Origin of the sequence: Halioglobus maricola (genome assembly GCF_009388985.1) — a bacterium.
GTDB lineage: Bacteria > Pseudomonadota > Gammaproteobacteria > Pseudomonadales > Halieaceae > Halioglobus > Halioglobus maricola.
This window is the reverse complement of record NZ_CP036422.1, coordinates 840,911-865,778: the sequence shown is the minus strand read 5'-3', so window position 1 is coordinate 865,778 and position 24,868 is coordinate 840,911. Positions and strand designations below refer to the sequence as shown.

The following is a 24,868-nucleotide window of genomic DNA, read 5'->3' as shown; positions in this document are numbered from 1 at the left end:
CTATGTTGCTTATATGTAATCAGGTGCCAGGGAGGCCCCGTGAAGTCAGCCACTCAAAAAGCCGTTATTTTCGCCACCGCCATCGGCCTGCTCGCGGGCAGCCTCGCCGTGTCCGCGGGTCAGACCTACTATCGCTGGAAAGATGATGAGGGCAACTCCTATCACAGCGACCGGCCGCCACCCAAAGGCACTGAATACGAGGTGGTATCCACCAAGTCCTACGACATTCGCCGGGTAGAAGGCGACGAAGGTGCGGTACCGCTGGACACCAGCCCCGAGCCCGGCAACGAGTTCGAGACTTTCCCCAAAGAGGAAGTCAAACCGAACAAGAGCCCTGAGCTGTGCGCCAGAGCGCAGCAAAACCTCTCTACGCTGCAGGACGGCGGCCGGATACGCCTGCGCAATGACAAAGGTGAATTCCACTACCTGAGCGAAGAAGAAAAGGCGGACCAGATAGCCCGCGCCAAGGCCGTGATCGAACAGAACTGCGAGTAACTTTCGGTTCTGAAAAAAAGGCCCCTTTCGGGGCCTTTTTTTATGCCGCGGTAAATACCGCCTGCTCGTCGTCGAGGTCAACACTGATGGTCTGACCGGGTGCAAATTCCGCCGCGAGTATCTTCTGCGCCAGCGGATTCTCCAGCTCCTGCTGGATCGCCCGTTTGAGCGGACGCGCGCCGTAAACCGGGTCAAAACCAGCCACTACCAGATGCTCCATGAACGCCTCGGATAGCTCCAGTGACAGCTCCCTTTCCGCCAGGCGCGCTTTAAGGCCGCGCAACTGGATATCAGCAATGCCGCGAATCTGGCTTTGCTGCAAGGGATGGAAGACCACCGATTCATCGACGCGGTTGATAAACTCCGGGCGGAAGTGGTTGCCCACAGCTCCCATTACCGCTGCCTTGATCGCATCGTAGTTTTCATCACCCGCCATCTCCTGGATAAATTCAGATCCCAGGTTGGACGTCATCACGATGACCGTATTGCGGAAGTCCACGGTACGTCCCTGACCATCGGTCAGGCGGCCATCTTCCAACACCTGCAACAGGATATTGAAAACGTCCGGGTGAGCCTTCTCCACTTCATCCAGCAGCAACAGGGAATACGGCCGGCGGCGCACTGCTTCGGTCAGGTAACCGCCTTCCTCGTATCCCACGTAGCCCGGGGGCGCACCAATCAGGCGGGCCACCGAGTGCTTCTCCATAAACTCGGACATATCGATGCGGACCATCGCCTGCTCAGAGTCGAACAGGAATTCCGCCAACGCCTTGCACAATTCGGTCTTGCCCACGCCGGTTGGGCCGAGGAACAAGAACGAACCATTCGGCCGGTTGGGGTCCGAAAGCCCGGCACGTGAACGGCGCACGGCGTTGGACACCGCCACGACGGCCTCATCCTGACCCACAACACGATCGTGCAGCGAAGCCTCCATACGCAACAACTTCTCGCGATCGCCCTCCAACATCTTGGAGATGGGAATCCCGGTCCAGCGGGAAACCACTTCAGCAACCTCTTCCTCGGTGACCTTGTTACGCAGCAGGGTGCGCTCCACTGTCTCCGCTTGATTGGCTTGCTCAAGCTGCTTTTCCAGCTCGGGCAACTGGCCATACTGCAGCTCCGACATACGGGTGAGATCACCGGCGCGGCGGGCCGCTTCCAACTCAAGCTTCACCTGTTCGAGATCAGATTTGATCTGGGCGCTGCCCTGCAGGGAGGCCTTCTCAGCTTTCCAGACTTCTTCCAGATCGGAAAACTCGCGCGCCACCAACTCGATCTGTTCATCGAGATGCTCAACCTGAGCCGTGGCGGATTCATCTTTGGCCACTGCTTCCCGCTCGATCTTGAGCTGAATCAGGCGGCGCTCCAGGCGGTCCATCGACTCAGGTTTGGAGTCGATCTCCATACGGATGCGGCTGGCAGCCTCATCCACGAGGTCGATGGCCTTGTCCGGCAATTGGCGATCAGTGATATAGCGCTGAGAAAGCTTCGCAGCTGCGATGATTGCACTGTCTGTGATGTCCACACCGTGGTGCACCTCATAGCGCTCTTTCAGGCCTCGCAGAATGGCGATGGTGTCTTCCTCGCTGGGCTCGTCGACCAGCACCTTCTGGAAACGGCGCTCCAGCGCGGCATCTTTCTCCACATACTGGCGGTATTCGTCCAGCGTCGTGGCGCCCACGCAGTGCAATTCACCCCGGGCCAGTGCTGGCTTGAGCATATTGCCCGCGTCCATGGAGCCCTCTGCCTTGCCGGCGCCGACCATGGTGTGCAACTCATCCACAAACAGAATGATGCGGCCCTCCTGCTTCGAGAGCTCATTCAGCACAGCTTTCAGGCGCTCCTCGAACTCCCCGCGGAACTTGGCACCGGCAAGGAGCGCGCCCAGATCCAGCGACAGAATGCGCTTGTCCTTAAGCCCCTCGGGCACCTCTCCATTGATGACGCGCTGGGCGAGACCCTCGATGATCGCTGTTTTACCCACGCCGGGCTCACCGATCAGCACTGGGTTATTCTTGGTGCGGCGCTGCAACACCTGAATGGTGCGACGAATCTCGTCGTCCCGGCCAATCACCGGATCCAGCTTGCCCAATTCGGCACGCTCGGTGAGGTCGATCGTAAACTTGTCGAGAGCCTGGCGGGCCTCCTCTGCTTCAGGGTTGCTCACTGCCTCACCGCCGCGCACTTCATCAATGGCGGCTTTCAGGGATGCGGGGGTCACCCCCGCCTGCTTCAGTAGCACTCCAGCCTGATTTTTACCTTCCAGCAGGGCCAGCAGTACCAGCTCGCTGGAGATATAGGCGTCGCCGCCCTGTTGTGCGAGCTTGTCTGTCACATTGAGAATGCGGCCCAGATCCTGAGACACATGCACCTCGCCACCAGCACCACTGACGGTCGGCAATGCGTCAACCGCGGCGTGTACCTCGGCCCGCAGTGTCACCAGATTCGCCCCCGCTTTTTGCAGCAACGGCCGCGCCGAACCACCGCTCTGCTCCAGCAGAGCGCTCAGCAGGTGAACGGGTTCGATAAAGTTATGGTCCTTTCCCAGGGCCAGCGACTGCGCATCCGCCAGAGCGGATTGCAGCTGGTTTGTCAATTTGTCCATGCGCATTGTATGCAATCTCCTTCCCTGAGGGCCTCCCCAGGATAAACGTGTCTCTTGGGGGGTTATATTGGGCCAAATAGCCCGACTTCAAGGGGGGATATTCAGGGATTGAGCCAAATCAGGCTGGCCATACGGCCCGTCTGGCCGTCTCGGCGGTAGGAAAAAAAGCGATCGCCCTCCGTATACGTACAAAAATCACCGCCGTATATGCCGGTGACCCCCGCATGATTCAGGCGACGGCGAGCTAGTGCATACAGGTCCGCCAAATAGGCTCCCGAGCGGCCACGACTCGGCTTGAAACAGGGTTCAGCCTCCCGGTCCCTCTCCAGAAAAGCCGCACGGACCTCAGGCCCGACTTCAAAGGTTTCCGGACCAATCGCTGGCCCCAGCCAGGCCAACAGTTCCGCAGGATCTCGCCCCATTGCTGCGACAGTGGCTTCCAGCACCCCGGAGCACAGCCCGCGCCAACCCGCGTGGGCCGCAGCGACAGTCGTGCCGGCGCGATCACAGAAAAGTACAGGCAGGCAATCTGCCGTCATCACCGAACAGGCGAGGTCCGGCTGTGCGGTCCAGCTGGCGTCGGCTTCCGGCGTCATGTCGCCTGTGGCTGCCAATACCTCAGTCCCGTGGACCTGTTGCAGCCACTGAATTGCACCAGCGCCACTCTCGGCAGCCAGGGCGGCTCGATTGGTGGCAACCACCGCTGGGTCGTCGCCAACGTGATCGCCCAGATTGAAACTGGCATAGGGGGCAACACTGGCGCCGCCAGTGCGGAGCGTTGAGACAGCCCGTACCGTCGCCGGAGCGGGCCAGGCGGGTTCAATATAAGGTGTCGTCACCGGCAACCACCGGGTCTTCACGCTCCAGCGTGGCGAGAAGGCCTTTCATGTCTTCTGGCAGCGGGCAGTCAAAATTCACTTCTTCACCGGTTTCCGGATGGAACAGGCCCAGCGCCCGGGCATGCAACGCCTGTCGCGGAAAGCCCCGCAGGGCCTGTACCAATTCTTCAGAAGCACCTTTGGGAATGCGAGGCCGGCCACCGTAGGTGGGATCGCCCACCAGTGGATAATGGCGGTGCGCCATATGGACCCGGATCTGGTGGGTGCGGCCAGTTTCGAGGTTCACCGCGATAGACGTGTGGTGGCCGAAGCGCTTCGCCACCCGGTAGTGGGTGATCGCGGGCTTGCCGCCCGCTGCAAGCACGGCCATCTTTTTACGCTGCTTGGGGTGACGACCGATAGGCTCATTTACCGTGCCACCTCCTGTCATCACACCGATGCACACTGCGCTGTACTCCCGTTTTACGGTGCGCTCCTGCAACTGGGCTACCAGGTCGCCGTGGGCAAGAATGCTCTTGGCCGCCACCATAATGCCCGAGGTCTCCATGTCCAGACGGTGGACGATTCCCCCTCGCGGCAGTTGTGCCATTTCCGGGGCGTGAGCCAGTAATGCATTCACCAGAGTCCCCTCCGCATGCCCGGCGCCGGGGTGCACAACGAGGCCGGCCGGCTTGTTGAGGACAATAATGTGCTCGTCCTCATGCAGGATATCCAGCGCTATGTCCTGCGCTTTCCAGCCCACCACTTCCTCGGGTTCGGTATCGATGGCGAGCTCCATGCCCTCCTCTACCTTGTCCCGCGGCCGCAACTGGCCGCCATCGACCAATAGCTCGCCTTTTTTGATCCAGCCCTGCAGGCGTGAGCGGGAATAATCCGGGAACAGACGCGCGGCAACCTGGTCCAGCCTGTCGCCGTCCATCTCCGCCGGCACCTGCGCCGAAATCTGAATCCTCTCGCTCATCATTTTTCCTGTTTATGCGTCTATCGGGCTGTGTTTAAATAGCCGCCTCGACAAAGGCGTGCATGGTAGCACGCCGAAGGAAATTAGCACCGGTGACATCTTTGAAATACGCTCTGGTCCTGCTGCTCAGCCTCGCGATCATAGGCTGTGCAGGCAACGACGAAACACCCGAAATCGCCGCCGATACCGGCGAACAGCAAATCTACGACCAGGCCCAGCGCTACCTGCGCGCCAGCAACTGGGATCTGGCTGTGCGAGGCCTGCAGACCCTGGAGTCTCGCTACCCTTTCGGCCGTTACGCAGAGCAGGCACAGCTGGAGATAATCTACGCCCACTATCAAGGGTTTGAGCACGAAGCCGCGGTAGAGGCAGCTGATCGCTTTATCCGCCTGCACCCGCAGCATCCCAACGTAGACTATGCCTATTACATGAAAGGCCTGGCCGCCTATTCGTCCAACGACGACCTGCTGGCCCGGTTCCTGCCCACCGATGAGGCAGAGCGGGACATGACCTCGGCGAAAGAGGCCTTTGCAGAATTCGCGCAATTGGTCTCACGCTACCCCGACAGCCCATATTCCGCGGATGCCAAGGCCCGCATGGTGCACCTGCGCAACCTGCTGGCGCGGCATGAAATTATTGTTGCAAACTACTACTTCCGCCGCGGCGCATATCTGGCAGCGGCCAATCGCGGCCGCTATGTAGTCGAGAACTTCCAGCGCACGCCGGCCGTCGCCGACGGCCTGGCAGTGATGGCGCAAGGCTATATTCTGATGGGTATGGACGACCTGGCCCGTGACACTATCGAAGTGCTGGCCATGAACTACCCCGAGCACCCCAACATCGACGACCAGGGTGAATTCAAGAGCGTCTACACGCTCGATGGGCTACAGCGCAACTGGATCAACAAGGCGACCTTCGGCCTGTTCTTCCCGCCCACACCACCGCAGTTTGATTCTCGCGACGGCTAGTCCCCGATTCTCCAGCCAGACGTGATCGGGTAGCGCCGGTCGCGGCCAAATCCGCGGCGGGTGATCCGCACGCCAATTGGCGCCTGACGGCGCTTGTATTCATTGACATCTACCAGGCGCAGTACGCGCTGAACCTGATCGCGGTCCATGCCAGCAGCGATGATCGCTTCTGCCGACATATCCTGTTCCACATACATTTCAAGAATCTGGTCCAGCACGTCGTAGGGAGGCAGGGAATCCTCATCCTTCTGGTCCGGGGCCAGTTCTGCTGAGGGCGGCCGGTCAATCACCCGCTGGGGAATACAGGGGCCCAGGGTATTGCGATAGCGACACAAATCAAATACGAGCGTCTTGGGTACATCCTTGAGCGCATCAAAGCCGCCGGCCATGTCGCCATACAGGGTGGAATAACCCACCGCCATCTCGCTCTTGTTGCCAGTGGTAAGCACGAGATAACCCTTCTTGTTGGAAATAGACATCAGTAAAACACCGCGACAACGGGCCTGAAGATTTTCCTCGGTAGTATCCACCTCGGTACCCGCAAATTCTTCCTTCAGCGCCGCCATAAACGATTCATAAATGGGCTCGATGGAAATCACCTTGTGGCTTACGCCCAGCAGGCGTGATTGCTCAGCGGCATCCTCCACGCTCATCTGGGAGGTATAGCGAAATGGCATCATCACTGCTTCGACCCGTTCTGGTCCCAGCGCCTCCACAGCCACGGCCAGGGTGAGTGCGGAGTCGATACCCCCGGAGAGGCCCAACACTACGCCCTTGAAACCGTTCTTGTTCACATAGTCGCGCACGCCCAGCACCAGCGCGCGCCAGGTGGCGTCCATTTCATCCAGTGGATCAAATACCTTGAGACCGCTGAAGGGCGCTGACTTGCTTTCCGCGTCGTAGTGCAGCCAGTATTCCCCCTCCTCGAAGTTGGGCGCGGCTGCGACCAGCTCACCCTCGGCATCGACTGCGAAGGACCCGCCGTCGAACACCAATTCGTCCTGGCCACCCACCTGATTGACATAGACGATGGGGAAGCCAGCGGCGCGCGCACGCTCAGCGACTAAATCCCAGCGTTCAGAGCGCTTGCCGCGGTGATAGGGTGATGAATTCAGGTTCAGCAGCAGTGCGGCACCCGCCTCAGCTGCATCCAGTGTGGGTGCCTCCTCCCAGATATCCTCGCAGATAGTAATGCCGACAGGCACACCCTGAATATCCACCACACAAGGCTCGTCGCCGGCCTCAAAGTAGCGCTTCTCATCAAAGACCTGGTAGTTGGGCAGGCACTGCTTGCGATACTCGGCAATGATCTCACCCCGGTGGATAACACCGGCAGCGTTGTACAGCGTTCCGTCCTCTCTGCGTGGGTAGCCAATCACGGCATAAGCATCTGAGGTGAGTGCGGCGCAGATCTTGTCCAGCGACTGGTTGACCCGCAACTCGACACTGGGACGCAGGAGCAGGTCCTCAGGGGGATAGCCGCTAAGAGTCAATTCCGGGAAAACGACCACCGGCGCGGCGTGATCTTGCTCTGCCCGCTTCACGGTATCGATCACACGGTCTGTATTACCGTCAAAATCACCAACGAGGGTGTTCATCTGGGCCATCAAGATGTTCAGAGTTGTCATGAGAGAGCTGTCTCGCTGCACTGTCGCTACAAACGGGGCGCTATTTTCCGAGAAACTGGCGCCTTAAGCCAGCCCCAAGATCAAGAATGCCTGATACACTATGGCAATCCAGTCAACGGACGCCCCGGCCTCAGCGTGAACCAGCCCGCTATTCTCACCAAACCCGCAACCGGCGCACCCTCGCAGCAGAACCTGGCCCTGTTCCGGATTTACATTGGCTATCGGTCACTGCTCTCTGTGCTGCTGCTGATCATGCTGATCAGCCCCAATACCCGCCAACTGGTCGGCTCACTGAACCCGGCGCTCTACGCCATCGTGGCCCTGATTCACCTTTCCACCAGTATTCCCCTCGCTGGCTTCTTCTCTCGCCGCCTGAATCAGCGCGTCATGCTGGCCGTTTTCATACTCGATATCATTGCTATTACGCTGCTGGCGGACTTCTCCGGCGGCATTGCCAGTGGCCTGCCCGTCTTGTTGGTCATTACCGTCGCTGCCAGCGCAGTCCTGATCAGCAATCGCACGCTGGCAACCCTGATCGCGGCGCTCAGTGTGTTGGCCCTGCTAATCGACACGGCCTGGCTCACCTTCAAGGGCGAACTCGACATAAACGCGATGTTCCCCGCCGGTATTATCGGGGCACTGATCTTCTTCGTATCGTTGATGGTACAGGCGGTGGCCCAACGCCTTGGCCGAGCGGAAGAACTGGCGCGCAACCGGGCCAGCGATCTCTACGACCTGCAGCGGCTGAACGAGCAAATCGTGCAGCATATGGAAACCGGGATATTGCTGGTAGATGAGCGCGGAATCGTAAGAGTGATGAACAAGTCGGCCTCCAGCCTGCTCGTGCCCGAGCGGCCCATGGTGCTGGAACAGGGCAGGCAGTTGGCTGATTACTGCGATGAACTGGCGATCCAGTTCGAACGCTGGCGCAATACCGGTCTGCATCGCGCCCAACCATTCAACCCCTCTCGCGAGTCCTCTCCCGTTATCGCCCATTTCCGCGACCTGCAATCCAGCAACCACGGTGAAGCGCTCGTGTTTGTGGAAGATTATTCGCCCGTCACACAGTACGCCCAGTCACTCAAATTGACCTCCCTGGGCCGACTGACTGCAAGTATCGCTCACGAGATTCGCAACCCGTTGGGGGCCATCAGCCACGCAGCACAGCTGATGCAGGAATCACCCGACCTGTCCTCTGCCGACCAGCGGTTGGCGGACATCGTGCAGCACCATTGCGAGCGTGTGAACGAGATCGTGGAGAGCGTGATGCAGATCTCCCGGCGAGCGCCACCCAAACCGGAATATCTCGCTCTAGAGGAATGGATTACCGAGTTTGTGCGTGAGTACTTGAAGATCCTTAACCGGCCGGCAGACATCACGGTCGACTGCCAGTACAAGGACATGCTCATCGAGTTTGACCCGGAAAATCTTCGCCGGGTGCTTGGCAACCTGCTCGACAATGCCTTGCGTCATAGCAAACTCGCCACAGGTAAGGAATCTGCCCGAGTGGAAGTCGAAGTAGATTTCATCAACCACCTGTGCATCATCAAAATTATTGACAGCGGCGCGGGCGTGCCCGCTGCTGATCAGGCAAAACTCTTCGAACCCTTCTTTACGACGGTGACAGAAGGCAGTGGCATGGGCTTGTACCTGTGCAAAGAATTGTGTGAAATCAATAATGCGAACCTTAACTATCGCCCCACACCAAAGGGTGAGAGCTGTTTTCGCATTTCTCTCAGTCAGCGAGCACGATAAATGGCAGCGCAAAGCGTTCTTATCGTCGACGACGAGCCGGATATCCGGGAGTTGCTCGACATTACCCTCAGCAGGATGGGGTTGGAAACCTACAGTGCAGCCACGCTGGGGGAGGCCCGGGCACGCTTCAAGGAAATCGAACCCGACCTCTGCCTCACTGACATGAAGCTGCCCGATGGTAACGGCATCAGCCTGGTGGAATATATCCAGCAAGATTTTCCCCAGGTACCGGTGGCGATGATCACGGCACATGGCAGCGTAGAAACGGCTATCTCAGCCCTCAAGGCCGGGGCCTTCGATTTCATTTCAAAACCTATCGAACTCGACACCCTGCGCAAGCTGGTACACAGCGCATTACAACTACCGGGCGACACCACCGACGTCGACACCGCGGTAGATCACGACTTGATTGGCTCTGCCCCTGCGGTAGAGACTCTCCGCCAACAGATCATCAAGCTGGCCCGCAGCCAGGCCCCAGTGCATATTCGCGGTGAGTCTGGCAGTGGTAAGGAAGTGGTCGCACGCCTGATCCACAACAATGGCCCCCGCGCTGCGGGCAACTTTGTCGCCGTCAACTGCGGTGCCATCCCGCCGGACCTGATGGAGAGCGAGCTATTCGGTCATATCAAAGGTAGTTTCACTGGCGCCAACGCTGACAAGCCCGGCCTGTTCCAGGCCGCAGCCGGGGGGACGCTGTTCCTCGATGAGGTGGCTGACCTGCCGCTGGGCATGCAGGTAAAACTTTTGCGCGCCATCCAGGAGAAATCCGTACGCCCGGTCGGTGCCAGCGCGGAGCAAGCCACGGATGTCCGCCTACTCAGCGCCACCCATAAAGATCTGGCGGCCGAAGTGGAAGCCGGTCGTTTTCGCAACGATCTCTACTACCGCATCAATGTGATCGATGTGCAGGTACCTAGCCTGCGTGAACGCAGAGAGGACCTACCTGCGCTGGCTGAAAACATCCTCAGCCGCATTTCCAATGAGGAGGGTTCCACCAGGGCCACGCTCGATGCAAGTGCGCTGGACGCGCTGTCTGGCTATGATTTCCCGGGTAACGTGCGCGAGCTGGAAAATGTGCTGGAGCGCGCGTTCGCTCTCTCCGACGGCTCGCAGATCACTGATGAAGACCTGCAGTTCCCAAGTAATTCCCCATCACCACGTAACCCCACCACACGTACCCGGAAAACAGATGCTCCTGGCAGCGAAGTGTGGAACCTGCGTGACGCCGACGGCGATCTGGAAGGATTCCTCGAAGACATTGAGCGCAAGGTGCTCACCTCGACCCTGGAGCAAAACCGCTGGAACAGGACCGCAGCGGCGAAGCAACTAGGCATTAGCTTCCGCTCTTTACGCTATCGCTTGAAAAAACTTGGCCTCGACGACTAGACAAGCCAGCAGCAGTTGGACTACCAGCAGAGCTGTGGCCGACTCGCCCATGCACCACTCACCCCACGCTCCCCGCGTCGGCCAAGCGTAAACGCACCACAGTCACTATCCTGCGTTTGCAGATTGTAGGGCCAGGCGGTGACCCCCAGATACTCATCATCCTCTACGGCAAGCTCGATCTTGTACACAGCTCTCCCCGCGTCTACCGCGTTCGCTCCCCCGTCGACGAAGTACTCATCAGCCAACCCGAGCTCTGCCAGCGTCAGCCCATAGCGCCTGCGCTCCAGTAGAAAGCGCTCCTGCCGCGCGGCCACTTCATGCAAGACCGCTTTACCGATCGCACGGTGCGAACGCATGAGAACTTCGCGATACCCGGGCAGGGCCAATGCAAGAAGAATAGCGACCAACGCCAGCGTCACCAGCATTTCCAACAGTGAAAAACCAGATTCACGCATCATTGCGGATCCACGCCGCTTTCGCGCCAGTGAACGCGCCAGCGCATGGTGCCACCTGGATCTAGTACGAGCCGACCATCTGGCCCCGGGCCTGGCAGCATCAGTCCTTCGCGATAAGGCACAACAGCACTGGGAATACCATCGCCGACAGCAAAGTAGCGTTGTGTTTCCAGCAACTTATCATCTTCATCGTCCCAGTTCCTCGCGGGATAGGTTTCACGCACTGCCGGCGCACCGTGCAAGAGATCAACGATATAGACCCGGCCCTCGCCCAGACCAGCGTCACAATGACCAAGATGCTCGGCAGTCGGGAGATAGGTACTGAAATAGACTTTGCCGCTGCGCACCAGCGGAGAGGCCAGCCCCTTCTCACCAAGACCCTGAAGTGACAGCGCCCAACCCTTTTCCAAAGTTTCACGAGTGCAGCCATCGTCTTGGGGTCGCCGACAGATTTCGGTGACGTCCGATAACTGGGAATGCGTGACGATGCCGGGAAAGCCACGGTCCTTAATCAGGTAGGCGTAGTTAGCGACTACAGTCTCCAGTGGGTTCGCGCGATTACCGGATACCAGAACCACGCCGTCATAGTCGCCGAAATCGTCTCTCGCCCGCGTCACATCCACCCGGTGAAAAAAGCGTCGGTCCGCGTCGGCGCTACCCCCAAGTCGCGCGATGACCCTGGCGCTTGCAGCAGCCATGAGCTCTGTCTGGTCTCCCGTCCACCCCCGACCTGCCTGGGGTAAGTCGACTCGCCAAATCTGCCCACCAGTATCGGCCAGATATGCTTTATCGCTTGCGCCATCGCCATCGCTGTCCAGCACAGCGGGAGGCGCTGCGAAACTGTGGGTCATCTCCTCGGCCGCGAGGCTGCTGTCGAACGGAGCACTGCTGCCAGGACCACTCGCACGCCACAGTAGACGACCTGACTCTGCATCAAGGAGATAAATGGCATTACCCACAATATCGGCCGTTGCCCTCAAATCCTTGTTGGGGCTATATCCAGCACCCAACAAAAGTGCAGTACGAAGAGAGGGTTCTCCAAGGTCCAGTTGCACCACTTGCGGCGTCGAAAAAGTCAGCCCAAGCTGTTCGAATGCGGGCGAGGAGCGGGACAACTGCCATAACTCCACCGGCTCATCCGGCTCGCTAATATCCCAACCATAGAGCTCCGCGCCGCCACGGCGCAAGCCGAAAAACACCAGGACACGGTCGCCAGCTGCCGGATCGACCGTGCCATCGCGATCGCTATCATATCGATGCACAACCGGCGACCCATCGAGTCCGTAAGGAAAACGCGCGACTGCATCGAGCCCAGAGATCTTGCGCTGCTCAGGCTCTATTGCCGAGGGCATCACAGCCCAGGCTTCGTGACCGCTCATGATGCTGCCATCGACTGGGGCCGTCATATGCCACATGTGCAGGTAACCATCATTGCCCCCGAACAACAGGCGTACGTCAGGTTCCGTTTCGGTATATCCGGCACGTAACCCATAATCTACAAACACTGGAGTCGAGTGCATCACCGCTCCCAGAGCAGCAGAGTTCGCTGCGTTGAGCGGCGTCCCGACAGGCTCTCCAGTGGAAGACAGTTGTTGCAGGCCGCCTCGCCAGGGCATGGCCGGTGCCGGCTCAAACAAGGGTAGATAGGCTTTGCCAAGGCGCTCACTGAAACCCGCCCCAACGCCAGCCAGAGACACAAAACCCAGGCCCGCGCTATCAACTACTGCCGCATTCCAATGCGTGGCAATTGCCGCAGCTAGCGCAGCAGGCTCCCTTGTCTCGCTAGTCTCATCAAAACCGAGATACAGTAGTTCAGGCGGGGCACAGCTTGCGTCCGAGGTCCTGTCTCCATACAGCCGATCGATTACAGTGGACACGTCGTTTCTGGAGTAGCTCTGGAGACTTCTCATTTCAGTTGCCTCAGCCAGTGACCCCATAGCAGCTTCAAGAGCCGCCAGCGCGCCCTCCTCGTTCGCGTCCGGCACCGGATATAGCGCCCAATCCGGATCGTCACAATTGGGATCGAAGCAGGGCGTAACCCGGGGCGCCAGCAGTGTGATTGCGACTGCCGGCGGCCCCCACGGCCAGTGATCGGGTTTTGCAGCCGTGCGTATCGCCTCCGACAGCTGCGCTGGAAGATCCTGTGCCAAGCCAGCCGCACCAGCGCTGCGCCAATCCACATAGAGCACAACCTCCGCCGTCACGCTGCGCTGCAGCGCGCGAAGATAAATATCAATATCGTCTGAATGGGTGGTCGCTGACAGGAGCATCGCCGACAGCAAAAATATGTTTCTAACCATCACTGCCCCCTTGGGTGGAGCAGCAATACGCCCTGATGCACGCGGATGGTCGCTGCATTAACTCGGGCATCTGCGACCACTTCATATTGCACAGACTCATAGGCAATAGCACTACTGGCGATGTGTTGGCGCAGTCGAGGTGGAACGTCGTTCTCCCGGGCCAATACCTCAATATAGGCCTGCGCCTCTCCATCCGGGCCGAGTGTGTTGGTCGCGCAGTCCGCTAGCAAACTGTTGGCAGCACAATGCCTAGAACCCGGGACACCAGAAGGCGGTAGTCTCCCGTGCTGCTCCAGCACCCTTTCAACACGGCCTAGCGCGGCCTGGCGCGCCACCATACGAGCTTCCAGATAATGCGCGAGCCGCAGCTGCAAAAGGTTGCTCTCACTGATCGCCGCAGTCAGTAGCGCCAGTAGTCCCAGAAAAACCAGCGCGAACACCAGAACCGCGCCAGTTTCGCGCCCCGGCGCTAAATCAACTGCGCAACACATCGCTATTTCGCAAAAGTACGATGGCTGCCATGTTGTGCCGGAGGTATCCGCCGGAGAACGACAGCGGCAGCACACTGCGCATCGATAGGCGAATACGCACCAGCAGCGCCTGTGGCAACTGCGAAGCCGTCGGTCGTGATGTCCATTGATCGGCCTTCATATCTCCGTTGGTGTCCAATGCGAACTCCAACTGCAGCATCTCTACCCCTTCCGCCAGGCACTCCACCGGTGCAAGACGAGCGCCATTGGGGGATAGACGCAATCGACACAGGCCTGGAATACCATCACCGTTGACAACCGAGTAATTGCGAACGAACCAGAGATAAGGGGAGTAGCGCCAGAGGATAGCTGCAGAGCCTGGCCCAACAGCAAGCCGAGCATCGCCTCCTTCACCCTGCAAATAGACCGCGGTGTCCATCGCCGTTTTCAGCGTTTCTCCGCGCAATCGCAGAGGCGAATCCAGTACCCGGCGTATTAGCAGGGCGTCGCTGCCAGGTTGATAATAGTTCTGCCTACGGCAGGGCTCAGGTACACCTGCCAGCGCTCCGCTGACACCGTCCTGATCCAGATCATCATAGTGTTCAATTGAAGGCAAAGGGCCTAAGAGATGGGCGTAACACGCATCGCTCGCCTCAACATCCACCTCTAGTTCCTGTGGCAAGCTATAACCAAAGAAACCCGCCATGCTGAGCTCTCGCCGCAGCAAATTCAGCGCGTAGCGTCCATTGTCCCGCAGCTGGGCGAGCTGCTCGTCGTGCCAATAATGGCGCTGGGCCTTTACGATCAAGCCCGCCACCCCAAGCGACAACAGTGCCCCAAGAGCAAGACTGATCATCAGTTCGATGAGCCCAATACCGCTGCACGCTCGTCCGGCAAGCCCCACTACCAACCCTCCCCCACTCGCGTCTGCAGTTGCAACTGCGACCAACCGTCTGGCAGTGGATCAGCACAAGCTAAGCTCGTCTCTGACAGGCTGCTCACTGGCGGCCACGCAATACGGATTCTGATTTCACCGGCGGCGCTATCGACACAGTTCAAAGCACCAGGCAGTAAGTCTGCATTGAGTGCACCAGAATTCGCGCGCTTCACTTCCAACAGGCTCTGCAACACCTGTATCGCCTGCTCATGTCGCTGAGCCGCGTGGCCCATTTCCCGCGCTAACAATTGTCCCCGGGAGAGGCCAAGGCTGGCGATTGACACCAGCAACAGGGCGACCGTCACCTCCAGCAAGCCCGCGCCATGCTGTTTTTCCAGGCCTGCCACCTGATCCTTTAGAGGAACTTCGATCCACTCTCTTTTCACGCGCGCTCTCCCGGGCAGAACCCTTCGCCCCGGGCCACACGGCTGCGACCAGCAATCGTTAGAACGACGGCGAAGGCATCTGCGCCCACTGCATCTTGCGCACAAAGTTGAAACGTAAGATTTCGCTCGGTGCTACCATCCGCTCGGTAGAAGACAGGATTCGTCAGAGCATAGGTAGACAGCCGATTGCTCACTGAAAAGCCCGGCGGCAGTGGGCCTGAATCTCGCAGTAGCTCTGGCAATTCATCGATGATGGTGCGGACTATCCAGCCCTGGCGGTAATCCACCCCGCACTTTCCCGGCTCAGGGGCACGCGGGCAAAGCTCCACTGGCTCGCCCCTAATAACAGCTTCGGTTCGCGCAGTTTCCAAAGCGGAATGCAATTGGAGCGCTGCGCTGCGCATCTGGTAACGCGCGGTTACCATACCCATCGAAGGCACAGCGACCGCTAACACGATCGCTGCCAACACAAGGCTGACCAACAGCTCTATCAGAGTGAAGCCACATTGGCCTCGCTGTGAATTCCTTTTCACATCGCACCTCCCGTTGGCACCAAGATGGACCAAGTGAGAAGGGAATTCGAGGGTTTGGCTGGATCCGGCCGATAATGACCGCTATCGCTTTTGCTAGATATTTACCGCGTCGATTCGCAGTTCTTTGGGAAGGGAGAAAGTGATGTTTTCGGGAATACCCTGCACTTCTATCGGTGCGTCGGCACCCAGCACCTTGAGACGCTCGATGACTTCCTGCACCAGGATCTCTGGCGCTGAGGCGCCAGCGGTCACGCCGATGCGGGTTTTTCCGTCCAACCATGCCGGATCGATATCCACCGCGCGGTCCAGTAGATGGGCCTCGGCCCCCATGCGTTCCGCGAGCTCGCGCAAACGGTTGGAATTGGAAGAATTTGGCGACCCGACTACCAGCATCAGGTCACAACCTGCGCCAAGATCCTTTACCGCGTCCTGCCGGTTCTGGGTGGCGTAACAGATATCGTTTTTACGCGGCCCCTCGATCTCAGGAAAGCGCTCGCGCAGGGCATCGATCACCCTTGCGGTATCGTCCATCGACAAGGTGGTCTGGGTGACATAGGAAAGCCGGGCGGCCACACGGACTTGCAGCTCTGCTGCCTGCGCCTCATCTTCTACCAGGTAGATCTCGCCGCCAGCCGTATGGTCGTACTGCCCCATAGTACCCACGACTTCGGGATGCCCTTCGTGACCTATGAGTACGCATTCACGCCCCTCACGACTAAAGCGCGCCACCTCCATATGCACCTTGGTCACCAGGGGGCAAGTGGCGTCGAAGACCTGGAGCTTGCGGCGATCTGCCTCGGTACGCACGGCCTGGGAAACGCCATGGGCACTGAATATTACTATGCTGTCATCAGGCACTTCATCGAGTTCGTCGACAAAAACAGCACCGCGATCACGCAGGTCGTCTACGACAAATTTGTTATGAACCACCTCGTGGCGAACATAGATTGGCGCGCCAAAAACTTCCAGAGCGCGATTAACGATATCAATCGCCCGATCGACCCCCGCGCAAAATCCGCGCGGGTTGGCCAGCTGGATTTCCATCAGTGTAGCTCCGCCGGTTCCACCCGGTGAATGTGTACATCAAACAGTATAGTCCGACCTGCCAGAGGGTGATTAAAGTCCACGGTAACTTCTGCATCATCGAATGCGATAACCATACCGGGCAGTTCGCTACCACCAGCGTCAGCAAACGAAAATACGAGACCAATTTCGAGATCTATATCGTCTTCAAACTGCTCGCGCTTCATGCGCTGAACATTATTTTCATTGGGTTGGCCAAACGCATCTTCCGGTGGCACTGTGAACATTTTGCGTTCGCCAGCTGTCATGCCAAATAGACGGCGTTCAAAGCCTGCCAGCAGGCTACCGTCACCCACAGCAAATTCCACGGGGTCGCCGCCAAAGTTGGTATCGACCTCAGAGCCGTCTTCCAGGCTCACCGAAAAATTGAGGTACACGCGGGTACTCTCACTGACCGGAACGTTGATCTCACTCATATCGATATTCTACTCAACCGCGACCACAGCCGCGCCTACGATGGTTTTTTACTGGCTAAAAAACTGTCCAGCAACATGCAGACAGCACCCACTGAAATGCCGGCGTCAGCAATATTAAAGGCCGGAAAATACCAGCCACCGTAATGGACCGAAACAAAGTCCACCACATAACCCAGCACAATGCGGTCCCAGACGTTGCCGATAGCACCACCGAGAATCAGGGCCAGGCTCAAAGCCAGCAACCACTGCCCGCGCTCGGCGACAAACAACCAGGCTGCCAGAATGCTACTGATAACCAGTGCGAGAACAGTGAAGAACCAGCGCTGCCAGCCGCCGGCTTCACTGAGAAAACTGAACGCAGCGCCCGTGTTGTGCTGCAAAGTCAGGTTAAACCAGGAGAACACCTCAACCGGCCGACCATACTGCAGCTGGCTGCTAGCAAGACCCTTGGTGTATTGATCCAGGGCCACAACAACAAGCGCCAGCACATACCAGGGCCAGGCCCCTACGCCGTTACGCAAAGCTGCGCTGCTCACCTTCACCATCCACATTTTCCACACAACGGCCGCAGAGCGTCGGATGCGCTTCAATGCTGCCAACATCTTCGCGGCGGTGCCAGCAACGCTCGCACTTCTCGGCCGTTGATACCTCAACAAGAATACGCAGACCTTCAAGCTCTGCAAAGGCTGCCCCCTCCGGCGCGTTAGCCAGAGGTTCAATGGCTGCGCCTGATGAGATAAGCACGAAACGCAATTCATCACCAAGCTCAGCCAGTTGCGCGGAGAGCGTTTCATCCGCGTACAGTGTGACGTTGGCGTCAAGGGAACCGCGCAATTCGCCGTCGGCACGGCGCGCCTCCATCTCCTTGTTCACTGCGGCCCGAACAGCAACCATCTGGCGCCAGTACTCACGCCCCATGGGCTGGTCATCCGCCAGCACCGAAAGCCCTTCGTACCAGGTTTCGAAAAATACCGAATCGCCGCGCTCGCCGGGCAGGTTCTCCCAGATCTCCTCGGCGGTGAAGCTCAATATTGGCGCGATCCAGCGCACCAAGGCCTCACCGATGTGGTACATGGCAGTCTGTGCTGAGCGACGTGCCAAACTGTCGGCGCGGGTCGTGTACTGACGGTCCTTGATAACATCGAGGTAGAAGCCACCCAGGTCTCCAGCGCAGAAATTGTGCAGCTTCTGGTAGATCTGGTGGAAATGATAGCCCGCAAAATCTTCAGCCAGCTCAGCTTGCAGGCTCGCGGTGCGGTCTATTGCCCAGCGGTCCAACGACAGCATCTCGTCGAAGGGTACGGAATCTGTAGCCGGCTCAAAGCCATTCAGATTGGAGAGCAGGAAACGCGCGGTATTGCGAATACGTCGGTAGGCGTCCGCAGTGCGTTTGAAGATTTCATCGCTCACAGTGAGCTCGCCGCGGTAATCAGTCGCAGCCACCCACAGGCGCAGAACATCCGCCCCAAGGTCGTTCATCACCGTTTTCGGTGCAATAATATTTCCCAGCGACTTCGACATCTTGCGGCCTTCGGGATCCACCGTGAAGCCGTGTGTGAGGACACTTTTATAGGGAGCGGCACCGTCGATCGCGGTACCGGTCACCAGCGAGGACTGGAACCAACCGCGGTGCTGATCCGAACCCTCGAGGTAGAGATCGGCCGGCTTGTGTAACTCGGGACGACGATCCAGCACGCTGATATGCGTCACACCGGAATCGAACCATACGTCCAGCGTATCGGTCACTTTGTCGTAGTCATCGGCTTCGTCACCAAGGAAGTCTGCCGCGTCTGATTCAAACCAGGCATCAATACCCTGCTCTTCCATCTTCAGCGCCACTTGCTCGATCAACTCGGCAGTGCGCGGGTGTAAGTCGCCTGTCTGCTTGTTGATAAACAGGGTAATGGGCACACCCCAGGTACGCTGCCGGGAAATACACCAGTCGGGCGCACCGGATACCATTCCGTTGATTCGCGCCTCACCCCACTCCGGGAGCCAGGTCACTTTGCCTATCTCGGCCAACGCCTTGTCGCGCAGGCCCGCCTGACTCATGCTCACAAACCACTGCGGTGTCGCGCGGAAGATGATGGGAGTCTTGTGCCTCCAGCAGTGCGGATAGGAGTGCTCATACTGCTCGAAGTGGATCAGCGCACCGCGCTCTTTCAACAAGTCGACAATCGCCGGGTTGGCTTTCATCACATGCTGGCCGGCGAAAAGTTCTGTGCCCTCAAGATAGACACCATTGCCGCCAACGGGATTGTAAACTTCCAGGTCGTAGCGTTTGCCAACCACAAAGTCGTCGGCACCGTGGGCAGGCGCAGTGTGAACCGCGCCGGTACCGGCTTCGGTGGTCACATGTTCACCGAGAATGACCGGCAACTGGCGATCCAGGTAGGGGTGTTGCAGCAATTGACGATCGAGTGCGGCACCCTTGCAACGGCCAAGAATCTCAACACTTTCCAGGCCATAGCGCTCAGCACAGCTAGCGACGAGCTCCTCGGCCAGCACCAATGCACGCCCCTCGGCCTGCACCAGCACATAGTCCAGCTCTGGATGCAGGCTCACTGCCATGCTAGCCGGCAAGGTCCAGGGCGTGGTAGTCCAGATCACGACGGCGATATCGCCACTGTAGTCACTGCCAAAAGCCGCATTGAATGCCGCAGGATCCACCGCTGAATAGGCTACATCGATAGCCGGCGAGTGCTTGTCAGCGTACTCCACCTCCGCTTCTGCCAGGGCAGAACCACAGTCGGTACACCAGTGCACCGGCTTGAAGCCCTTGAGCAGGTGGCCGTTGTCAACGATACGCCCCAGAGCGCGCACAATATCGGCCTCTGTTTGAAAATTCATGGTGAGGTAGGGGTCAGCCCAATCACCGAATACCCCCATGCGGATGAAGGTCTCGCGCTGGCCATCGACCTGGCGAGCGGCATAGTCGCGACACTTTTGCCGGAACTCAGCCGGGCTCACCTTGACGCCGGGCTTGCCCACTTTCTTTTCGACATTGAGTTCGATGGGAAGCCCGTGGCAGTCCCAGCCGGGCACGTAAGGTGCGTCGAAGCCGTCCAGACTGCGCGACTTGACGATGATGTCCTTGAGAATCTTGTTGACCGAGTGCCCCAGGTGCAGGTCACCGTTGGCATAGGGAGGCCCATCGTGAAGCACAAACTTTGGCCGGCCCGCTGCGGCCTCGCGAATCTTGCCGTAGATGTCTTGCTCGGCCCATTGCTTCAGCCTCGCAGGTTCGCGCTGAGCCAGGCTGGCTTTCATCGGAAATGCCGTTTTTGGCAGGTTCAAGGTTGCTTTGTAGTCAGTCATATTTTCTTTCTCAGGCCGGACGATTATCGAACCAGACCCTGGTACTCGCTATATCTCTGGCGATGTTTGCTTTGAGCTCTTCGAGAGAGCCGAACTTTTTTTCGTCCCGCAGTTTGTGCCGGAACGTTACTTCTATGTGCTGGCCATAGAGATGTATCTGGCGGTCAAGCAGGTGAACTTCAAGGTTCGCCTTGATGCTGTCATCCACAGTGGGACGCACACCTACATTGGCCACACCCCGGGCGGCCTCAAGGCCGGCTCCACTGACCTCGACTGCATACACACCGGCCAGCGGCGCACGCAGACGACGCAGCTCCAGGTTCGCCGTCGGCGTTCCGATAGTGGCACCCAACTGGCGACCGTAGATCACCTTGCCGGCAATTGAATAGGGCCGGCCCAACATATCTTCGGCGCGCTCAAAATCGGCGTTCTCCAGTGCCTCGCGGATGCGGGTACTGCTCACCCGGCTGCCGTCCCACTCCCTGGTGGGCGTGGGGCCGGCGTCATAGCCATGAATCTCGCCTTGTTGCTGGATGTACTGCACATCGCCCTGGCGGTCGTTGCCAAAGCGGAAATCATCCCCCAGCACCACATATTTCACCGCCAGCCCGGCCACAAACACCTGCTCGACAAATTGCTGGGCGCTCATCGCTCGCAATTGATCGTTGAACCGTATCCGCAACAGGCGATCCACTCCCAGCCGTTCCATGGCCTGGGATTTCTCCCGAAAACTCATGAGTCTGGCCGGTGCCTGAATGGGGGAAAAGTATTCCCGCGGCAACGGTTCAAACACGATGACAGTGGAGGGTAAGCCCAGCTCCGTTGCCTTGCTCTGCAAATGGCTAAGCACAGCCTGATGCCCCAGATGCACGCCGTCGAAAGCGCCAATAGTCGCCACACAACCGCGGTGTCTGGGCCGCAGATTGTGCAGGCCGCGTATCAACTCCATGGGAAACTGGTATACCCGGTGAAATCCAACGCGCAATTATAGCGAAACGACCCTGCCGCCGAAACGTGCAATTTGCCCGCGTTCACACGGCTCCGGGGGCTCTGAGATGGCGCAGGCGGGTCCCAAGTAGCAAATGCGTCGCTATGTAGGCAGCAATACCAGCGCCACAGACGATGGCGATCTGCAGCGATCGGGCCTGCCAGCCCCAGGCGAGCCATTGCTCGGCAGGGCCGACAAGCCAGGAAACTGCTACTGCCATCGCCAGCGTCGCGACGACCAAGCGCCGGGAGTAGGCAGCCCAGCCCGGCTGGAAAACAAAGACCCCGTCGCGGCGCAGCCCGCGCAACAACAGCCCGGCATTCAACCAAGCGGAAGCACTGGTAGCGAGGGCCAGACCCACATGGCCAACGTTGAAATACCAGAGCAGCGGGAGCACGAACGCCAGATTCAGGACCATATTGGCCGCCATGGCAATGATGCCGATTTTCACCGGGGTGGCAGTGTCCTTGCGCGCATAGAAGCCCGGGGCCAACACCTTGATCAACATGAAGGCTACCAGGCCCAGGCTGTAGGCTCGCAGCGACAGGGAGGCCATGTCGATATCCGAGGGCGTGAGCTCCCCGTACTGGAACAAAGTAATCAGGATGGGCTTCGCCAGCAGGATCAGGGCGATAGCCGCGGGCACGCCAATAAGAAGTATCCAGCGCGTTGCCCAGTCCAGGGTGGTGGCGAACTCCTGTTCACGGTCGGCCGCCCGGTGCGCTGAGAGGTTGGGCAAAATAACGGTGGCGATGGCGATACCGAACACACCGAGAGGCAGTTCCGCCAGGCGATCGGAATAGTAGAGCCAAGAGACACTGCCTGTCGGCAGAAAGGACGCCAACACAGTGTCTAACAGCAGGTTTATCTGGCTCACCGACACTCCGAACAAGGCGGGCACCATGAGTTTCATAATCCGCCTCACGCCCTCGTGTTTGAGATCGAAAACCGGCCGCGGCACCAGGTCGAGACGGTACAGGGAGGGCAACTGGAACAGCAGCTGGATAATGCCTGCAAAGAACACCGCCCAGGCCAGGGCGAAGACAGGTTCCGCAAACCAGGGCGAAGCTACCGTTGCGGCAAAAATCAGCGACAGATTAAGAAAGACCGGCGTAAACGCTGGCACGGCGAATCGGCCATAGCTATTGAGAATGGCACCGCAGAACCCCGTCATGGAAATCAGCAGCAGATAGGGGAAGGTAATCCTGATCATGTCGCTGGTGAGCTGGTACTTGTAGGGCTGGCTCACAAAACCTGGAGCGAAGAGCGCCGCCACTACAGGCGCCGCCAGCACAGCAATCGCAGTCACCAGCAGCAGAGCGCCGCCGAGGGCACCCGCTACCCGGTTGATCAGGTCTTGCACCGCCCGTTGCGCGCCCTGCTCTTTATAGTCGGCCAAAACAGGAACAAACGCCTGCGAGAACGCGCCCTCGGCGAACAGGCGGCGCAGGAAATTGGGTATTTTGAACGCGACGAAGAAGGCGTCAGCGTTGGCGCTGGCACCAACAAACGCAGCGATAACAACATCGCGTACCAGCCCCAGTATGCGTGACAGCATGGTCATCGCGCCGACGAGCGCCGAGGACCGGAGCAGGCCGGGACGCTTTTGCTCAGACTTGTCAGTCACGGAAGAATCAGTCACGAGAGACCATCAGCCCCAGCGCTCTCGCAGGGAATCGATATTATTGCGCAACCACAGCAGGGATATGAGCGTGTGCCCATTGGGCATTGCATCGCGCTCGAGGAGATCGAAAGCTTCTGCCACCGGCACCGAATGAACGAGGATATTCTCGCCCTCCTCCGGCAAACCACGCACGCCGCCGACGGCAGCTGTTGTTACCCGGCCACAGAACAGGCGCACCTGCTCGGTGCAGGCGCCGGCACTGGGCAGCACAGTGGCAATCGGCTCGAGCCTGCTCAATTCGCAGCCTGCTTCTTCCATCGCCTCGCGATGGACAACATCGGTATCTTCTTCGCCAGGCTCGACAATGCCCGCTATCAACTCCAGCATCCACGGGCTGTTGTCACCGCGGATAGCACCGGGGCGAAACTGCTCGATCAGCACTACTGAATCGTTGATGGGGTCGTAGGGCAACACGCCCACCGCATCGCCGCGCTCGAATATCTCGCGCACCTGCGGCTCCACCCAGCCACCGCCAAACGCCCTGTACTGCAAGGTGACACGGCGAACCTGGAAATAGCCCTGAAAAGCTGTCTCCTGTGCCAATACCCGCACATCGTCTGCGCCATAGGTCAGCTTTAGAGGCATCAGAAACGGCCCGCGGTATACCAGGCCACATCACTGGCGTGGGCATCCACCTGATCGACCACGTCGAGCACCAGCGCGAACAAGGCCATGCGCACCAGCACGCCATTATCGGTCTGGCGGAAGATGGCCAGATTTGGGTTGTCGTTCAGGTCATCATCCAATTCACGTGCCATCTCACGGGAGTCGCGCGGCAGGGGATGCATGATCACAGTATTGGGTTCGCAGTTGGCGGTATACACACTCTGGTTGAGACGGAAGCGGCCGCGGTACATATCGGCCTCCTCCTGGGTGCTGAAACGCTCTTCCTGGATGCGGGTCGAGTAGACGATATCTACCGCGGCAATGCCGCTCTCCAGTTGTTCGGACTCCAGCACATCCACACCGGCACTGCGCATCTGCTCGACGATTTCTCCCGGCATGCCCAACTCAGAGGGCGACACCAGGGTAACGTGGACGTTGTCGAAGAGCCGCAGTAACTTGCACAGGGAATGCACCGTGCGCCCATATCGGAGATCGCCGACCATGGCGATGCGCAGCTTATCAATCCCGCGACCGCGGCCTGCCATTTCACTCTGAATGGTGTAGAGGTCGAGCAGCGCCTGGCTGGGATGTTCATTGGAACCGTCGCCGCCATTGAGCACCGGCACCCGACTGGCACCTGCGAATTCTGCAACCGAGCCCTCCTCTGGGTGGCGCATCACAATCACGTCGGAATAGCCACTGAGAACCCGGGCGGTGTCGTACAGGGATTCGCCCTTGGCCAGCGCCGAGGACTCAAAGCCGGTAGTCTCCCGCACCTCGCCACCCAGCAGGTTAAAGGCGCTGCCAAAACTGACCCGGGTTCGCGTACTGGGCTCAAAAAACATATTCCCCAGGATAGCGCCGTCGAGAACCTTGGTGCGTTTGCGCCGGTGAGCGTAGGGTTCCATCATGTCGGCTACCGAGAACACACGCTCTACGTCAGCCCGCGTGAACTGCTGAATCGACAATATGCTACTTCCCGCGAAATCCACCATCCCTCTCCTCGGGCAAATCTGAATCACAGGGAGTATAAATTGTGGGCACGACTCAAGTCG

At 58.9% G+C, this 24,868-nt stretch carries 22 protein-coding genes; 4 read left to right on the top strand and 18 right to left on the bottom strand.

What is annotated here, in order from left to right:
- The first annotated feature begins 39 nt into the window (after positions 1 to 39).
- Entirely contained in the window at positions 40 to 495 is a 456-nt protein-coding gene (locus tag EY643_RS03845) for a DUF4124 domain-containing protein (RefSeq protein ID WP_205743143.1), read from the top strand.
- A 40-nt stretch (positions 496 to 535) separates the two neighbouring features.
- Here the strand turns inward: EY643_RS03845 and clpB are convergent, their stop codons facing one another.
- The 3 genes from clpB to rluD form a co-directional block, all read right to left on the bottom strand.
- Entirely contained in the window at positions 536 to 3,106 is a 2,571-nt protein-coding gene (clpB, locus tag EY643_RS03840; protein WP_152660948.1) for an ATP-dependent chaperone ClpB, read from the bottom strand.
- Between the two features lie 95 nt (positions 3,107 to 3,201).
- Positions 3,202 to 3,939: a peptidoglycan editing factor PgeF gene (gene pgeF, locus EY643_RS03835; RefSeq protein WP_205743142.1), complete on the bottom strand. Its 738-nt coding sequence runs from the start codon at positions 3,937 to 3,939 to the stop codon at positions 3,202 to 3,204.
- A complete protein-coding gene (gene rluD, locus EY643_RS03830) occupies positions 3,920 to 4,900 on the bottom strand; it encodes a 23S rRNA pseudouridine(1911/1915/1917) synthase RluD (protein WP_205743141.1) in 981 nt (326 codons plus the stop codon). Before rluD ends, pgeF begins: the two co-directional genes overlap by 20 nt.
- A gap of 101 nt (positions 4,901 to 5,001) precedes the next feature.
- Between rluD and EY643_RS03825 the strand changes: the two genes are divergently transcribed.
- Positions 5,002 to 5,868 (top strand): outer membrane protein assembly factor BamD, encoded by an 867-nt coding sequence (locus EY643_RS03825; RefSeq protein WP_240732883.1) that lies wholly within the window; start codon positions 5,002 to 5,004, stop codon positions 5,866 to 5,868.
- On the opposite strand, the gene EY643_RS03820 is transcribed toward EY643_RS03825, so the two are convergent.
- Positions 5,865 to 7,496: an NAD+ synthase gene (locus EY643_RS03820; RefSeq protein ID WP_152660945.1), complete on the bottom strand. Its 1,632-nt coding sequence runs from the start codon at positions 7,494 to 7,496 to the stop codon at positions 5,865 to 5,867. The two genes, EY643_RS03825 and EY643_RS03820, sit on opposite strands and share 4 nt — an antisense overlap.
- 135 nt (positions 7,497 to 7,631) lie before the next feature.
- Between EY643_RS03820 and EY643_RS19650 the strand changes: the two genes are divergently transcribed.
- On the top strand, positions 7,632 to 9,251 hold the full coding sequence (locus EY643_RS19650; protein WP_240732814.1) for a sensor histidine kinase: 1,620 nt from the start codon (positions 7,632 to 7,634) through the stop codon (positions 9,249 to 9,251).
- A complete protein-coding gene (locus tag EY643_RS19645) occupies positions 9,252 to 10,637 on the top strand; it encodes a sigma-54-dependent transcriptional regulator (RefSeq protein ID WP_205743140.1) in 1,386 nt (461 codons plus the stop codon).
- 20 nt (positions 10,638 to 10,657) lie between these two features.
- On the opposite strand, the gene EY643_RS03810 is transcribed toward EY643_RS19645, so the two are convergent.
- The 14 genes from EY643_RS03810 to EY643_RS03745 form a co-directional block, all read right to left on the bottom strand.
- On the bottom strand, positions 10,658 to 11,095 hold the full coding sequence (locus EY643_RS03810; RefSeq protein WP_153240896.1) for a type IV pilin protein: 438 nt from the start codon (positions 11,093 to 11,095) through the stop codon (positions 10,658 to 10,660).
- The gene (locus tag EY643_RS03805; protein WP_152660944.1) at positions 11,092 to 13,392 is read right to left on the bottom strand and encodes a pilus assembly protein; all 2,301 of its coding nucleotides are present in this window, start codon (positions 13,390 to 13,392) and stop codon (positions 11,092 to 11,094) included. Before EY643_RS03805 ends, EY643_RS03810 begins: the two co-directional genes overlap by 4 nt.
- Complete coding sequence (locus EY643_RS03800; RefSeq protein WP_170287271.1) at positions 13,392 to 13,883, bottom strand: hypothetical protein; 492 nt, start codon at positions 13,881 to 13,883, stop codon at positions 13,392 to 13,394. The genes EY643_RS03805 and EY643_RS03800 overlap by 1 nt, the downstream gene beginning before the upstream one ends.
- Entirely contained in the window at positions 13,867 to 14,766 is a 900-nt protein-coding gene (locus EY643_RS03795; protein WP_152660942.1) for a PilW family protein, read from the bottom strand. The genes EY643_RS03800 and EY643_RS03795 overlap by 17 nt, the downstream gene beginning before the upstream one ends.
- Entirely contained in the window at positions 14,766 to 15,185 is a 420-nt protein-coding gene (locus tag EY643_RS03790) for a type IV pilus modification PilV family protein (RefSeq protein WP_152660941.1), read from the bottom strand. The genes EY643_RS03795 and EY643_RS03790 overlap by 1 nt, the downstream gene beginning before the upstream one ends.
- Entirely contained in the window at positions 15,182 to 15,718 is a 537-nt protein-coding gene (locus EY643_RS03785) for a GspH/FimT family pseudopilin (protein ID WP_170287270.1), read from the bottom strand. Before EY643_RS03785 ends, EY643_RS03790 begins: the two co-directional genes overlap by 4 nt.
- 93 nt (positions 15,719 to 15,811) lie before the next feature.
- Positions 15,812 to 16,762, bottom strand: coding sequence for a 4-hydroxy-3-methylbut-2-enyl diphosphate reductase (gene ispH, locus EY643_RS03780; protein ID WP_152660939.1), 951 nt, complete (start codon positions 16,760 to 16,762; stop codon positions 15,812 to 15,814).
- Positions 16,762 to 17,217: an FKBP-type peptidyl-prolyl cis-trans isomerase gene (locus EY643_RS03775; RefSeq protein WP_152660938.1), complete on the bottom strand. Its 456-nt coding sequence runs from the start codon at positions 17,215 to 17,217 to the stop codon at positions 16,762 to 16,764. The genes ispH and EY643_RS03775 overlap by 1 nt, the downstream gene beginning before the upstream one ends.
- A gap of 35 nt (positions 17,218 to 17,252) precedes the next feature.
- Positions 17,253 to 17,753, bottom strand: coding sequence for a signal peptidase II (gene lspA, locus EY643_RS03770; RefSeq protein WP_240732813.1), 501 nt, complete (start codon positions 17,751 to 17,753; stop codon positions 17,253 to 17,255).
- A complete protein-coding gene (gene ileS, locus EY643_RS03765; protein WP_152660936.1) occupies positions 17,731 to 20,535 on the bottom strand; it encodes an isoleucine--tRNA ligase in 2,805 nt (934 codons plus the stop codon). The genes lspA and ileS overlap by 23 nt, the downstream gene beginning before the upstream one ends.
- A 10-nt stretch (positions 20,536 to 20,545) precedes the next feature.
- A complete protein-coding gene (gene ribF / locus EY643_RS03760) occupies positions 20,546 to 21,484 on the bottom strand; it encodes a bifunctional riboflavin kinase/FAD synthetase (protein WP_152660935.1) in 939 nt (312 codons plus the stop codon).
- 82 nt (positions 21,485 to 21,566) lie between these two features.
- Positions 21,567 to 23,165 carry a murein biosynthesis integral membrane protein MurJ gene (gene murJ, locus EY643_RS03755; RefSeq protein WP_276612698.1) on the bottom strand — a complete coding sequence of 533 codons (1,599 nt, stop codon included), beginning with the start codon at positions 23,163 to 23,165 and terminating at the stop codon, positions 21,567 to 21,569.
- A 9-nt stretch (positions 23,166 to 23,174) separates the two neighbouring features.
- Positions 23,175 to 23,792: an NUDIX domain-containing protein gene (locus EY643_RS03750; RefSeq protein WP_152660934.1), complete on the bottom strand. Its 618-nt coding sequence runs from the start codon at positions 23,790 to 23,792 to the stop codon at positions 23,175 to 23,177.
- On the bottom strand, positions 23,792 to 24,805 hold the full coding sequence (locus EY643_RS03745) for an aspartate carbamoyltransferase (protein ID WP_153240894.1): 1,014 nt from the start codon (positions 24,803 to 24,805) through the stop codon (positions 23,792 to 23,794). Before EY643_RS03745 ends, EY643_RS03750 begins: the two co-directional genes overlap by 1 nt.
- Between the last annotated feature and the right edge of the window lie 63 nt (positions 24,806 to 24,868).